The sequence below is a fragment of the Chitinophaga polysaccharea genome (assembly GCF_902150045.1).
GTDB lineage: Bacteria > Bacteroidota > Bacteroidia > Chitinophagales > Chitinophagaceae > Chitinophaga > Chitinophaga polysaccharea_A.
In genome coordinates, this window is the sequence record NZ_CABFVU010000001.1 from 2,116,330 (window position 1) to 2,130,649 (window position 14,320).

Annotated in this window: 11 protein-coding genes; 3 read left to right on the forward strand and 8 right to left on the reverse strand. The window is 44.7% G+C overall.

Going from position 1 to position 14,320, the window contains the following annotated elements; translation table 11 throughout:
- Positions 1–28 precede the first annotated feature (28 nt).
- A complete protein-coding gene (locus FN124_RS08595; RefSeq protein WP_142684326.1) occupies positions 29–703 on the reverse strand; it encodes a DUF5606 family protein in 675 nt (224 codons plus the stop codon).
- Positions 704–797: 94 nt separating this feature from the next.
- Positions 798–2,567, reverse strand: a complete 1,770-nt coding sequence (locus FN124_RS08600; RefSeq protein ID WP_142684327.1) for a lamin tail domain-containing protein — start codon at positions 2,565–2,567, stop codon at positions 798–800.
- Positions 2,568–2,654: 87 nt separating this feature from the next.
- Between FN124_RS08600 and FN124_RS08605 the strand changes: the two genes are divergently transcribed.
- Positions 2,655–3,644 (forward strand): aspartate-semialdehyde dehydrogenase, encoded by a 990-nt coding sequence (locus FN124_RS08605; protein WP_142684329.1) that lies wholly within the window; start codon positions 2,655–2,657, stop codon positions 3,642–3,644.
- Between the two features lie 316 nt (positions 3,645–3,960).
- Positions 3,961–4,212, forward strand: coding sequence for a hypothetical protein (locus tag FN124_RS08610; protein ID WP_142684331.1), 252 nt, complete (start codon positions 3,961–3,963; stop codon positions 4,210–4,212).
- A gap of 224 nt (positions 4,213–4,436) precedes the next feature.
- On the opposite strand, the gene FN124_RS08615 is transcribed toward FN124_RS08610, so the two are convergent.
- From FN124_RS08615 to uvrB, 4 genes are all read right to left on the reverse strand, one after another.
- Positions 4,437–5,096: a DUF2461 domain-containing protein gene (locus FN124_RS08615; RefSeq protein WP_142684333.1), complete on the reverse strand. Its 660-nt coding sequence runs from the start codon at positions 5,094–5,096 to the stop codon at positions 4,437–4,439.
- A gap of 153 nt (positions 5,097–5,249) precedes the next feature.
- Positions 5,250–6,335 carry a porin gene (locus tag FN124_RS08620; protein WP_142684334.1) on the reverse strand — a complete coding sequence of 362 codons (1,086 nt, stop codon included), beginning with the start codon at positions 6,333–6,335 and terminating at the stop codon, positions 5,250–5,252.
- Between the two features lie 282 nt (positions 6,336–6,617).
- Positions 6,618–8,009, reverse strand: a complete 1,392-nt coding sequence (locus FN124_RS08625) for an ammonium transporter (protein ID WP_142684336.1) — start codon at positions 8,007–8,009, stop codon at positions 6,618–6,620.
- Positions 8,010–8,418: 409 nt separating this feature from the next.
- Positions 8,419–10,473: an excinuclease ABC subunit UvrB gene (uvrB, locus tag FN124_RS08630; RefSeq protein ID WP_142684338.1), complete on the reverse strand. Its 2,055-nt coding sequence runs from the start codon at positions 10,471–10,473 to the stop codon at positions 8,419–8,421.
- Positions 10,474–10,578: 105 nt separating this feature from the next.
- On the opposite strand from uvrB, the gene FN124_RS08635 reads away from it, so the two are divergent.
- Entirely contained in the window at positions 10,579–11,370 is a 792-nt protein-coding gene (locus tag FN124_RS08635; protein ID WP_142684340.1) for a S1/P1 nuclease, read from the forward strand.
- Positions 11,371–11,589: 219 nt separating this feature from the next.
- On the opposite strand, the gene FN124_RS08640 is transcribed toward FN124_RS08635, so the two are convergent.
- Both FN124_RS08640 and FN124_RS08645 read right to left on the reverse strand, forming a co-directional pair.
- Positions 11,590–12,513 (reverse strand): PfkB family carbohydrate kinase, encoded by a 924-nt coding sequence (locus FN124_RS08640; protein ID WP_142684341.1) that lies wholly within the window; start codon positions 12,511–12,513, stop codon positions 11,590–11,592.
- 77 nt (positions 12,514–12,590) lie between these two features.
- Entirely contained in the window at positions 12,591–14,006 is a 1,416-nt protein-coding gene (locus tag FN124_RS08645; protein ID WP_142684343.1) for an MATE family efflux transporter, read from the reverse strand.
- Positions 14,007–14,320 lie beyond the last annotated feature (314 nt).

Consider the following 14,320-nt stretch of genomic DNA (forward strand, 5'->3'; position numbering starts at 1 on the left):
TTTCATCACCAGGCACTCCTGGTCCTTACTATTCTTCTGTTTTCTTCTTGCGTGGCTTGGCAGCTTTTTTAGGTTCTTCACCTTCTGCGGCCGGTGCGTCATCTTTCTTTGCTTTGGCTTTTTTGGGTGCTTTTTCTTCAGCGCCTGTTTCGCCTTCTTCTTTTTCAGCAGCCTTTTTAGCGCGGGGCTTCTTAGGCTTTTCTTCTGTAGCTGCTTCTTCAGTAGCTGCAGGCGCTGCTTTCTTCTTTTTCTCCGGAGCAGCGGTTTCTTCTACTGCCACTTCTTCCACTTCACCTTCACCTTCGGCGAGGATCTCGTCAAATTTCAACAGATCGTTTGCTTTGAGGATACCAAACCATTTTACCATCTTCTTCATATCACTCACATACACTCTGTCTTCATCAAATTCAGGGAATACGCTTTTGAAATAAGCTTTGATAGCATTGTTGTCTGCTTTACCTGCTACAGGCGGGTGTGCCGCTGCTTTTTCGTCCATGGCCTTAAATACTTCAGCCAGGTTTACGTTTTCGCCGGTAGTGAATACTTCAATACTTTCCAGTGGAGTAAAATTATGCACGCGGGAAGATACAAACCTTGTACTTTTATCTTCCAGTGACCTTACGATGGCGCCATCTTGTTTACTGGCTACTAACTGAAACAAACCGCCCAATCCGGTTACTGCAACAATTTCTCTGTACTGCATGTTCAAATTTTTAGGAAGCGCAAATATAAAGTAATTATAATAGATTGCCCACGGCTATTTTTAGCTTGTAAAAAGCCGGCAACGGGGGCATGCGTCAGTTCAACTTTCGTGCCATGACCACCGTGCGTTTCAGGCGTTTCACGAATCCCTGAAGATTAAATATCTCTATAAAAAATATATAAATCCCTGGCGGTAAAACTACTGCATTTTCTCCAATTCCGTCCCAGGACAAAGATCCGGTATTTCCCATCAACATATTACGCGCAAGGTACTTCACCTGTTTCCCCTGCAGGTCGTATACAGTGACGTTCCCAATGAAACCCGGGCCGGGCAGGCGCCAGGAGAGTTTCGTTATATCGTCTGTTCCATCATGATCAGGGGAGAAGACCTCTGGTAATACTGCAATATTCAGCGAATCGCCGGCATCCTCCCCGCGCTGTGAGTTCAGCGATCCGGGAGTGGCATATCCGGCAGTAGCGGCAGCGGAGTGCCAGTTGGCGCCATCAGATGCGGGCAGCCCGTACTGCAACCGCTCCAGCGAAATACCCTGCAGTTCACTGGCCAGTGGGAAATGTTGACCGCTGCTATATGGCAGTTCATCAATCACCATGCTATCTGCACGTAGCAGCACCACGTCTCCTCCTCCCAGCGACATAGAAGGCAGACTGCTTATTTCCTGGATATTTTCCGGTGACCGGCAATTGTAGTATCCGCAAAGCAGTTCCTTATCTGTGGTAAGTGCCAGCAGCTGTCCTGGCATCAGCAGACGGCCACCGGTGCCCATCTTTTTAAAAACACCCAATCTGCCAACAGCATTACGGGCGCAAAGCCGCAGCTCATCCAGGTTCACCGCTTTGTGGCTGGCATTGTACAGTTCAATAAATTCAGGAATGCCTGTTGGTGGGTAAAACAGTACCTCATTAATCAACACATCGTTTACCACAGGGAGTTGAGGTACGCCAAGCGTAACGCTGTTATACATATTACTGATGGCGCCATTACAGTCTGGCAACCCCGTGGCACTGACAGTATATATTTCCTGCGGCTGTATAGCGGCTCCCAGCTTTAGTTCCACGCTGTTAAACAGCGGAGGCAGCACCCGGCATGTAATAACCTGTATGCCGCCATTCAGCTGGTAATGCGCAGGATCTGCCGCAGCTATGCTATCCAGCGTACGGCTGAATTGCAGCAATATATGTATACTGTCTGCCAGCGCGGCAAACAGGAGATCTGGCTTACCGGGATCAATGGTATTGGCCGCAGCGGCGTTGGCAATACCAGGCGTACCGCCTGCAGGGGCTGTGCTGGCCATCCAGTTCGCCTTACCGCTGCATGGGAAAGCCGTGTTGATCATTTCCAGGCTGGTTCCGCCTTTGCCGGCCTTTCCACCTGCATACCATCCCTGGTGATAATCTACGGTATGTATAACTCTCCGGGAGGCATCATATAAAACAATCAGCGCGCTGTCGTCTGCCACTGCGGGGAAACGGTCTATTCCCATGATATTGGAAATGTTATAGCTGTTCACTGCTGCAGTGGCGCAGAGCAGCAGCAAACTGTCCGGCTGCAGCAAAACTGCGGGCAGCAATACTTCCCTCTTATTCACGGCAAGCCGCCAGCTGCTCAACTGTACCGGCTCACTGCTGATATTCCGCAGCTCTATGTATTCATATGGCGGCAATCCCAGTACGGGAGAAGGTTTGGGCATTATTTCGTGAATCACTACATCATAAATAGCCGGTTTTTGTGCAAAACCGGCGGTAAACAGCAGCAACAGGAAGGAACAAACAAGGGTTAACCGCATAAACAATAATTTATCGTTTTCAAACTTAACGCCCAACCGGTTACCGGATGTTAATGCCATGTAAACGGCAAAAAAAATTCTTAATGTTATGAAAAGCGGGGGCTATATGTTAATTTTGGGCTTCCAAAATTAAAAATGTAAAACAAAATGAAAGTTGCCGTAGTTGGAGCGACCGGACTGGTAGGCTCAAAAATGTTACAGGTGTTAACGGAAAGAAACTTTCCCGTTACAGAATTGATTCCCGTGGCTTCTGAGAAGTCTGTTGGTAAGGAAGTAACATTTAAGGGTAAGACCTGGAAGGTGGTGAGTGCCGATACAGCAATTTCCATGCAACCAAATGTAGCTATCTTTTCTGCCGGCGGCGGCACTTCCCTGGAGTGGGCCCCCAAGTTTGCAGCAGCGGGTATTACAGTTATTGATAACTCCAGTGCATGGAGAATGGATCCTACCAAGAAACTGGTAGTTCCTGAAGTAAATGGCGATGCTATTACACAGGAAGATAAAATTATTGCCAATCCTAACTGTTCTACCATCCAGATGGTACTGGTCCTGAAGCCTCTGCATGAAAAATATAAAATCAAAAGGGTAGTGGTGTCTACCTATCAATCGGTAACCGGTACCGGTGTAAAGGCGGTAACTCAACTGATGAATGAAAGAAAGGGAGTAACCGGCGAAATGGCATATGCTTATCCGATAGATCTGAATGTTATTCCGCAGATAGACGTGTTTCTCGATAACGGCTATACGAAAGAAGAAATGAAGATGGTGAATGAAACAAAAAAGATCATGAGAGACGACAGCATCCTGGTAACGGCTACGACTGTACGTATTCCGGTAATGGGAGGGCATAGTGAATCGGTGAATATAGAGTTTGAAAATGAATACGATGTGGCGGAACTGAGGGCTTTACTTGAAAGAACGCCGGGGGTAATAGTTGTAGACGACCCATCGAAAGCTTTATACCCTATGCCGAAGGATGCGCATGATAAAGACGAAGTGTTTGTAGGCCGTATCCGCAGGGATGAAACACAGCCTAAAACAGTGAATATGTGGATAGTGGCAGATAATCTTCGCAAAGGAGCAGCTACTAATGCAGTACAGATAGCAGAATACCTCAGCGGCAAAAACTGGCTGTAATCATACTGTTGTGCTATGTAATTAAGGTGCTATATCACATTTAATGGCGCCTCCCGTATATGACTATACGAAGACATATCTATAACTCGTTAAGAGCAAGCAATTTACCGCTTGCTCTTTTTTACGTGTTTTACAAAATCATAACACGCAAAGCCTAAAAATTACACGGAAGTAGTATTGATTTGTGCGGGATAAAATTCAATTTTGGTAATAATAATCCTATGCCAACTAATCTCTTTGAAAGAGAAGAGGAGTCCAATTTTAGAGATGCCGGTATTTTTCGTTATTTTCTAATCAGAAAACACCCTTAAGTCCTATGAAAACCAACACCAATCGAGAGCTTTTGTTAATGCACAAGTTCACCGAAGAGTGGAGCACTAATTTCTCTTCACAGGTATCCAGGATCATGAACATCGTTGATCAGCAGGATACGCTTGACGGAATTATACCTATTATTGAGGTGGCCAATGTTTACAATCAACGTTTTGCTCAGGCGCGCACTGACAAGGAAAATCTATTAAAGAACCGCAAAGCACGGCCGTTTGAATTCCTGATTCACAAGAATTGACCCGGGTAAACCGGATAAGTATTTATTAGTTTATCAGATAGTTAAGCGAAATGAAGTTCCCGGGAGAAAATAAAGAACCATTTGCCTATATATTGGTTTGGATACTGGGTATTATCTGCGGTATCTTTTTCTTACTATTGTTTGCAAGCGCTATCTATATGTTAGTAACAGGCGACTATTAAAGCAGGTTAATTATCTGATAAACTAATAAACTACCGGTGGTATCAATCCATGGCGCGGTTAATGAATTGCAACAGTGGTTGCATCAGCGCAAATGTTTTCAGTATTTCCTTTACCATGGCAGGCTGTGTACATGCTTCATCCGTTAGGGGATGCGACACGATCACGCTTTTCAGCTTCAGATACGCAATAGCCGGGTTATCTGGCAAATATCCCTGTGGCGCTGTTTTCAATGCATCGCCCTCTACCTTCCCGAAATGTTTAATAAATTCTTTATTGGAAATAATTTGTTCAAATTCACGGAAATTATAGTCGATTTCCTGGCGGAGTTTTTTCAGTTCGGGCGCTGCCGGCATCCAGATGCCGCCGCCCGCAAAACTGTTACCTCCGGGTTCCAGGTGAAAATAATACCCTGCGAGTGTGGATTTCTTGCCACCTGCCTGAAAGGAAGCGCCGAGATTGGTTTTATAAGGCGTTTTATCTTTTGAGAATCTGATATCCTTATAAATGCGAAAAACGCAGTCTTTTACCTGTAGCCCCTGCATGGTGGCATCCTGTCTTGCCAACCCATCTATAAGCTGTTGTACTATGCTTTCAAAATCGGCCTTGGCGGACAGGTATTCGGTTTTGTGTTCGTCGAACCAGACTTTGTCATTATTCAGCCTGAGCGACTTTAGGAATTTTAACGTGGACGGCTGCAGCATTACTTCTTTTTGCCAGCAAGATAATACAAATCATTTATGGTTTGGGGAATTTTGAAGGGTCATTTTCCCTGGTCATAAAAAACAGGTGCAGGATACTTGCCGGAAGAGGGTTTCTTTCCATAGCAAATTCCTGCACCTGAGTGAATGCAACTTTTAGAAGTGGTAGGTGGCGGCTAATAAAACATTGGATGTTATATCAGCAGGTTTTCCATCCGACTTGCTGAAAATATCTGCAGAAGCCTTATCTACCCTGAACTCCGGCATTATAGTTAGGTTTCCTACCTTATAATTAAAGGTAAGTGTACCAGCTACTACATTACCGCCATCGGGAACGGCTCCAAAAACTTTAAGTCCGTCTTTATCACTGAAATATTCACCACGAAGGGTTAAGCCCAGCTTCTCTGTGAAATCAAGGTTCACATACAGGGCATTACCCCACCATTTCATATTTTCGCGGGTACTTTTGGGAGCACGCGTATCAGAATAGGTGCTGTAGGTAGCATTATAGCCCAGGCCGAATACAGTATTGAACTGGTAAGTAGCTACCAGGTCTACCTGGTGGTTCTGGATGCCGAATGTATCTTTTCCCTCGAGATAGTTCAGGTATAATTTAATGGGCGTTTCTGCCGGTGCGAAACCCAGCTGAGCGCCAATATATTTGTGGCTGTTAAGGGTTACTGACTTCAGATCAGTTGGGTTAAAAACGCCTACCATAGCGCTTAAAGAGGAAGTGAGCGCAATATCTGCCTTTACACCGGTATTGAAGAAAGGACCATAACTAAACATATAGCTCATGCTATAGTTTTTATTGGCATAAGCGTCTACCAGTTCATAGCCCACATGTGTGGCAAAGCTACCAAGACTCACCTTTACTTTTTCAACTACCTGGTAAGAAACATACAATTGTTTGATCGCCATAGAAAGGCCGTTGGCGGAACCGGGTACATCGTTGTAGGAAAATTCACCGGCCCTCTTTCCAAAACCCAGGTCGGCTACGATGCTACCATTCTTAAATCCGTGTTCTACTTTCAGTGATACCATTCCCAGTTCAAATGAATTATGAGAATTGGTAAAGCTGGTTTTATTATCAGTATAATTTCCGTTGAGATTGTATTTATAATACACATCTGCAGATCCTGATAATTTAAAAGCGGGTGCAGATGTACTATCTGTCGTGGTTTGTGACATGGCAACCAGAGTGCTGCCCATGGCAAGCAAGGTCGTTAACATTCTTTTCATACTTATAAATTTGGTTGATAAAATGGTAAGTAATGCGGCCTTTTCTCACGGATTCTTTCGGGGGGTGCGTGCTACTGTTTCTGATGCTACTACAGAAATAGAAGGAATGGATAATCAGTAATTAATGATTGGTGCGAGTTTCACTTATTTACAGCAAGTTCTAACTACCAATTATCCATTCCAGGTTCTTACAACGTAAAGTATATGCGTTTAATAAAGTTGATAAATATCGTACTCAAAGAACTGTAACTCTTGTTCTACACCAGCAAAGGGTGTAATGTTTCAGGAGTGAACCAGTTCGTCTTCTTCTTTCAGTGAACCGTTATCGGATATGCTGATCATAGAAGGATGATAGTTTTCGTTGTGTTGTGTAACATCCAGACCCAGCTCTTCTTCTTCTTCAGATACACGCAGCGGGTGGATCAGGTTGATGAGCTTGAAGATGCCAAAAGATACGATGAAGCTGTAACCTACTACCAGTAACAGGCCCAGTACCTGGTTCTTGAACAGGTCGAAGTTGCCATAGAACCAACCATCTGTACCTGCTGAATTTACTGCTTTGGTAGCAAAGATACCTGTGAGCAGCATACCTACCATACCACCTAAACCGTGGCAAGGGAATACATCGAGTGTATCATCAATGCTGGTTTTGGATTTCCAGTGTACAGCGATATTGGAAATGATAGCGGCAATGAAACCAATGAATATACTTTGTGGGATAGCAACAAAACCAGCTGCAGGTGTAATGGCTACCAGGCCAACTACCGCACCGATGCAGAAACCGAGTGCAGATGGTTTCCTTCCGCGGATCACATCAAAAAACACCCATGATAAACCGGCAGCAGCAGTAGCTGTGTTAGTAGTAGCAAAGGCTGAAGCAGCAAGAGCGTTGGCGCTCAAAGCAGAACCTGCGTTGAAACCGAACCAGCCAAACCACAGTAAACCGGTGCCCAGTAATACAAATGGAATGTTTGCAGGCTGTAATTCTTTCTTCTCGATATGATCTTTTCTTCTTTTCAGTACCAGGGCTCCGGCCAGTGCAGCGCAACCCGCAGAAATATGTACCACAGTACCACCGGCAAAATCAAGTACGCCTAATTTAAACAGGATGCCATCGGGATGCCAGGTCCAGTGTGCAATAGGTGCATACACCAGTATGCTGAACAACACCATGAACAATACATATGAAGTGAAACGGATCCTTCCGGCCACTGCTCCTACCACCAGTGCAGGGGTAATGATCGCAAACTTCATCTGGAAGAGTGCAAACAGTAACAGCGGAATAGTGGGGGCCAGGCTCCAGGGGGCTCCTGACCCTACATTTTGAAACATAAAAAATGTACCGGGATCTCCAATAAGACCATTATGAGATTTACCAAACGCCAGGCTGAACCCAACTACCAACCAAACAATGCTGATTAAACCCGTAGCAATAAAACTTTGCATCATGGTAGAAATAACATTCTTCTTATTTACCATGCCTCCGTAAAAGAAGGATAAACCGGGAGTCATCAAAAATACCAGGGATGATGCTACAAGAATCCAGGCGATATCAGCGGAATTATATTTGCTGGCGTCAGCAAAACTTGGGAGGGAGGGCATAAAAATCCCAACTATTGCGATAAGCGCAAGGAAAATGAAGGGGAGATAGTCCTGAAAAGATACTTTCTTCATAGCGTTTGATTTTTAAATTTCTTAAATAAAAGTAGATCTGAAATTTAAAACATCAAATAGAAGGGACTAAAAATAGAAATATTTGAATAAGGGATACGATAATTAGGATTAAATCAATGATATTACAATTAATAATAATATTAATTATATTTTTTTAAGATATAAGGGCTATTAACGGGTCAATTTTATGCTTTAAAATGCTGGTTATCAATGCAGTTAGAAGAATATTAAGGAAAGGTTAACATTTTTCAAATTTACCAGGTGCACTTGCTACTGTAACAAGGAAGATAAGCTCATAAGCACCTGGTAAATAATAGTATATAAATTATATTTTTACTACTTTAATTGCTGGAACAACTAATTTATATTATAAATAATTACATATAATGTTCTGAAATTACGAAGTCAATTATTGCTTCATTTCAAGTAATTCACGCTCCATGGCAAACATCTGATCCCTCAAACGGGCCGCTTCCATGAAATCAAGATCGCGGGCTGCCTTTTCCATATCCTTCTTTACTTTAGCGATCGATTTCTCCATCTGCGGGATAGTTTTCACACCGGCCGCGGATGATTTTGCATATGCCATTGCGTCTTCCGCCACCAGCTGTACTTCATCGTGAATAGCCATTGGTGAATTTTCATCAAAGTGCTTGATCTCTAATACAGAAGTTTGCCCAAGGATCTGCTCCTTACTTTTACGGACAGTACGCGGTGTAATATTATGCTCAAGGTTAAATGCGATCTGTTTTTCCCGGCGGCGGTCTGTTTCATCAATAGTACGCTGCATACTTTCCGTGATCTTGTCTGCATAAAAGATCACCAACCCATCCACATTACGAGCCGCACGCCCGGCGGTTTGCGTCAGCGAGCGCTCATCTCTCAAAAATCCTTCCTTATCAGCGTCCAGGATGGCCACCAGCGATACCTCCGGCAAATCCAGCCCCTCCCTCAGCAGGTTTACCCCTACCAATACATCTATATTACCTAACCGCAGATCACGCAAAATCTCAATACGTTCCAGGGTATCCACTTCGGAGTGGATGTAGCGCGACTTAATATTAATACGTCCCAGATATTTGTCCATTTCTTCGGCCATGCGCTTTGTAAGCGTGGTCACCAGCACACGGTCCCCCTTCTGCACGCGCTTGTCTATTTCATCCAGCAGGTCGTCTACCTGGTTCACGCTGGGCCTTACTTCTATAGGTGGCTCCAGCAAGCCTGTAGGCCGAACTACCTGCTCCACTACCACACCTTCTGTTTTCTTCAGCTCATAGTCGCCCGGAGTGGCGCTTACAAATATGACCTGGTTCAACATATTCTCAAATTCATAAAAGTTCAGCGGCCGGTTGTCCAGTGCAGAAGGCAGTCGGAATCCAAATTCCACCAGGTTCAGTTTGCGGGACCTGTCGCCTCCGTACATGGCGCCAATCTGCGGAATGGTTACGTGGCTTTCATCTACCACCAGCAGGAAATCTTTCGGGAAATAATCCAGCAGGCAGAATGGCCGCGCGCCCGGCTTACGACGGTCCAGGAACCTGGAGTAGTTTTCAATACCACTGCAATATCCCAGCTCACGGATCATTTCCACATCATAGTTCACCCTGTCGGATAAACGCTGTGCTTCTATCAGCTTACCGTTGGCTTTAAAATATTCTACCTGTGCCTTCAGCTCATCCTGTATTTCATATATGATCTGCTGCATCATATCTTTAGGCGCCAGGTACATGTTTGCAGGAAAGATAGCAGCGTTATCCACTACTGTGATCCGCTTACTGTTCTGCACATCAATGGTTTCTATCTCTTCTATCTCATCTCCAAAAAAAGTAATCCGGTAACCATAATCCACATAAGGCAGGTTAATATCAAGGGTATCTCCCTTTACCCGGAAGTTTCCCCGGTTAAAATCGCCGGTAGTGCGGCTGTACAGGGAATTTACCAGGCTGTGGAGCAACGTGTTGCGACTCACCGTTTGTCCTTTCTGTATGCGGATGATACCGTTTTCATAGTCGGTAGGGTTACCAATACCATAAATGCAGGATACACTGGCCACCACTATAATGTCCCTTCTACCGGAAAGCAGGTTGGAGGTAGCTTTTAGCCGGAGTTTATCCAGTTCTTCATTAATGGCCAAATCTTTTTCTATATAGGTATCACTTACCGGCATATAAGCTTCCGGCTGGTAATAATCATAATAGGAAACATAATATTCCACCGCATTATCCGGGAAAAACTGTCTCAGTTCGCCATAAAGCTGGGCTACCAGCGTTTTGTTATGGGTAAGCACCAGGGTGGGGCGCTGTACCTGCTGGATAACATTGGCAACTGTAAATGTTTTACCTGAACCGGTTACTCCCAGCAATGTCTGGAAGGGTTCTCCTTCATTTATTCCTTTCGTTAATTGTTTGATCGCTTCCGGCTGGTCACCAGCGGGAGCGTATGGCGCATGTATATTAAAAGACATATTGAAATTGTATTTGAGCAGTATCTGTAAAAATACTAAAGAATATGGAAGTGAAAGTGTTAAAAAAGATGCTTTAATTTTGCTGCCACAATCAAGAACGGACTTATGAGAAAAAAAATTTTAACGGGGCTGATACTGGCCTTCCTGTTACCCCTTGCCTCTTTTGCCTGGGGCCCGAACGGCCACCGTATTACCGCCGAAATAGCCTGGCTTCACCTCACCCCGCAGGCGCGTAAAGCTATTACCAACATTCTGGGTAAACAAAGCCTGGCAATGATCGCCAACTGGCCTGATTTTATCAAATCAGACACCACACATCAATATGATCATACAAGTAAGTGGCATTACCTCGATTTCCCCGGCCATATCGACCGTGCGCAATTTGACCAGCTGCTGAAGGCTGCTACCGGCGAAAACCTGTATACCCAAACGCAGGCCATGATAAAAGAGCTGAAAAACCGTAAACTTCCAAAAGATAAACAACGGTTCGCCCTCACTTTCCTGGTTCACATGATAGGCGACATGCATCAGCCACTGCATGTAGGGCGCGATGAAGATATGGGTGGCAATAAAATTGCCGTGACCTGGTTTGATAAACCTTCCAACCTGCATAAAGTATGGGATGAGCAACTGATCGATTTCCAGCAGCTGAGCTATACCGAATACACCAAGGCGCTGGATATCGCCTCTGCGGCGGAAGTTAAAGCCATACAACAGGGCTCTATCGCCGACTGGATGTTTGATTCCCACCAGCTTTCCGATCAGATCTATGCCTATACCCAGCCTGATTCCAAGCTCAGTTACCGTTATAATTATGTTTTTGTGGATAACCTGAATCAACAGCTGTTGAGGGGTGGGTTGAGGCTGGCAGCCATCCTTAATGCGATATATAAATAATGGGGTCGCCTCCGGCGACTGCAGCGGATTTTGTCTGACTCAGGATTAAACTGATTAGGCTGATTGGATTACTTTGGATTTAAAATGATTAGGGGAGATTTAAGCGCATACTTTCGCTTATTTCTCCCCTAGCCTTTTATAAAATCATTACAAAATCAAATCAGCATAATCAGCCTAATCAGTTTAATCAGTTTAATCCTGAGTCAGACAAAATCTGCTCTACACCAGGTCGATATCAAAATTTACCAGCTGAACAAATTGTTCCAGGCGGGCGGCAATATCTTCGTGAGTAATTTCGCGGATACGTTCTGTTCCGAATTTCTCCACACAGAAAGAGGCCATAGCAGAGCCTACAATGATGGCGGTTTTCATATTCTCGAAAGAAATATCCTTTGTTTTAGCCAGGTGACCAATGAAGCCTCCAGCGAAGGTATCGCCTGCGCCGGTTGGGTCATATACATCATCCAGCGGCATAGCAGGAGCGAAGAACACATGATTTTCAAAGAACAGCAATGCACCATGCTCTCCTTTCTTGATGATCAGGTAACGGGGGCCCATCGACATAATTTTACGGGCTGCCTTCACCAGGGAGTATTCACCGCTTAACTGGCGGGCTTCCCCATCATTCACCATCAATACGTCTACTTTTTTCAACACTTTCAGCAGATCATCCAGTGCTACTTCCATCCAGAAGTTCATGGTATCCATCACGATCAGTTTGGGACGCACTTTCATCTGGTCTATCACACTCATCTGAACCTGTGGAGTGAGGTTACCCAGGATGAGGAACTCACTTCCCTGGTAACTTTCCGGGATAACCGGCTGGAAATCGGCCAGCACATTCAGTTCTGTTGCCAGTGAATCGCGGGTATTCATATCCATATGGTATCTGCCGGACCAGTAGAAAGATTTTTCTCCTTTCTTCATCTGCACGCCATCCAGCGCCACTCCTTTAGCAGTCAGGGCTTTCAGTTCTGAATCAGGGAAGTCCTCACCAATTACAGATACCTGGTTAATAGGCTTAACAAAGTTAGACGCTGCCCATGCGATGTAGGTGGCGGAACCACCAATGATTTTGCCTGACTTTCCAAAGGGGGTTTCGATTTCATCGAACGCCATAGTACCTACGACAGTGAGTGACATGCTTATTAAGTTATTTTATTATGTAAAAATTTAATGCAAACCTCGCAAAGGTAATTACTTAAACAGAAAGCAGAAAGCTAAATCTTTACCTGCTTCCAGGTACCCCTCCGGAACAGCCATATAGCCACCAGGGCCGAAGTAGATTCAGATATAGCCATTGCCCAGAAAACCCCTACCGGCCCCATTTTGAATGTAATAGCCAATACATAGGCCAGGGGCATCTGGAACAGCCACATAATAAACATGTTGATCAGCATAGGTGTCCGCGTATCGCCGGCACCATTGAAAGACTGGGTAAGCACCATACCATAGGCAAAAAAGACATACCCGGCGCTCATTAACCGTATACACTGCACACCATAATTGATCACCACCGTATCTTCTGTAAAGAAACCAATGATGGCCGGCGCCCATATCATAAATATCACCGCTACAATGGCCAGGAAGATCATATTAAAGAAAGCCGCCCTCCAGGCCGATTGCTCGGCACGTTCTGGTTGTTGAGCACCCAGATTTTGTCCGACCAGTGCAGCAGCGGCATTCGCCATTCCCCAGGCAGGCAATATAGTAAAGATCACCACCCTGATGGCAACCGTATACCCCGCCACTGCATCTTTCCCAAAATGAGAAATGATACGTACCAGGAAGATCCAGCTGGCAGAAGCTATCAGCATTTGCGCTGTAGCGCCCGCCGCAATTTTAAGAATGGCCCCGATCAGCGAAAATACCGGCGCCAGGTGCTTCTTCGTAATGCGGATCAGGTCCTTTCCTTTTGCCAGGTGATATAACTGGTATACAACCCCGGTGCCCCTTCCTATAAAAGTGGCAATGGCAGCGCCTTTCAACCCCAATGCCGGAATTGGCCCCCAGCCCGAAATCAACAGCGGGCATAGTACAATGTTAAGCCCATTGGCAATCCATAATGAACGCATCGCAAGTGCGGCATCGCCGGCACCCCGGAAAATACCGTTGATCAGGAATAATAAAACGATCACTATATTTCCGCCGAGTAGTATCTGTGTATATACATAACCGTAATTTGCCACTTCACTGGCCGCTCCCATCAGTAGTAATATATCTTTCGCAAAAAATATTCCTGCTACACTTATCAGCACGGAAATAAACAAACCGGGGTAGATAGACTGCATTGCAGCATGGGCGGCAGCATCCGGATCTTTTTCTCCCGTTCTGCGGGCAATCATGGCTGTTGCAGCCATACTCAATCCCATAGCCCCGGTATACACCAGGGTAAGTACTGATTCTGTAAGCCCTACCGTGGTAATAGCATTAACACCTAAGTGACTTACAAAATAAATATCAACTACCGCAAACAGGGATTCCATCGCCATTTCAAGAATCATAGGGATAGAGAGCAGGAATATAGCCCGGTTGATGCTCCCTTTGGTAAACTCTTTTTCACTACCGGTAACGGCTATCTTAAATAATTGCAAAAAACGACTTACACGTCTGGACGTTTTCGTTAAAACAGGCATAAACTTATTTTGAAAACAATAAACGAGGAACAGTACATTATATGTACCGCAAACTAAAACAGGAGAAGTGGGAGAGCGACAAGCGGAAGTACCGTGGTCTTAAAAAATTTTCATATGCTATCAGTTCATGCATCAAATGATGCTGAACAAATTTAATTTATTTTTTCAATCAACAAAAAATCATCTTTTCGAAGATGTGCGTTAATGTTAGTTACAATAGGTATTTCTGCATGACAAGAAAACAAGCCTGCTACGATTCAATATAGGTAAAGGTTACAGGCAATGGAAAAAAATATTTAAAAAAAACTTTACCT

Excerpts from the sequence above, each read along its gene's own strand:
- FN124_RS08595 (WP_142684326.1), bottom strand. The coding sequence starts at position 703 with ATGCAGTACAGAGAAATTGTTGCAGTAACCGGATTGGGCGGTTTGTTT.
- FN124_RS08600 (WP_142684327.1), bottom strand. The coding sequence starts at position 2,567 with ATGGCATTAACATCCGGTAACCGGTTGGGCGTTAAGTTTGAAAACGAT.
- FN124_RS08605 (WP_142684329.1), top strand. The coding sequence starts at position 2,655 with ATGAAAGTTGCCGTAGTTGGAGCGACCGGACTGGTAGGCTCAAAAATG.
- FN124_RS08610 (WP_142684331.1), top strand. The coding sequence starts at position 3,961 with ATGAAAACCAACACCAATCGAGAGCTTTTGTTAATGCACAAGTTCACC.
- FN124_RS08615 (WP_142684333.1), bottom strand. The coding sequence starts at position 5,096 with ATGCTGCAGCCGTCCACGTTAAAATTCCTAAAGTCGCTCAGGCTGAAT.
- FN124_RS08620 (WP_142684334.1), bottom strand. The coding sequence starts at position 6,335 with ATGAAAAGAATGTTAACGACCTTGCTTGCCATGGGCAGCACTCTGGTT.
- FN124_RS08625 (WP_142684336.1), bottom strand. The coding sequence starts at position 8,009 with ATGAAGAAAGTATCTTTTCAGGACTATCTCCCCTTCATTTTCCTTGCG.
- uvrB (WP_142684338.1), bottom strand. The coding sequence starts at position 10,473 with ATGTCTTTTAATATACATGCGCCATACGCTCCCGCTGGTGACCAGCCG.
- FN124_RS08635 (WP_142684340.1), top strand. The coding sequence starts at position 10,579 with ATGAGAAAAAAAATTTTAACGGGGCTGATACTGGCCTTCCTGTTACCC.
- FN124_RS08640 (WP_142684341.1), bottom strand. The coding sequence starts at position 12,513 with ATGTCACTCACTGTCGTAGGTACTATGGCGTTCGATGAAATCGAAACC.
- FN124_RS08645 (WP_142684343.1), bottom strand. The coding sequence starts at position 14,006 with ATGCCTGTTTTAACGAAAACGTCCAGACGTGTAAGTCGTTTTTTGCAA.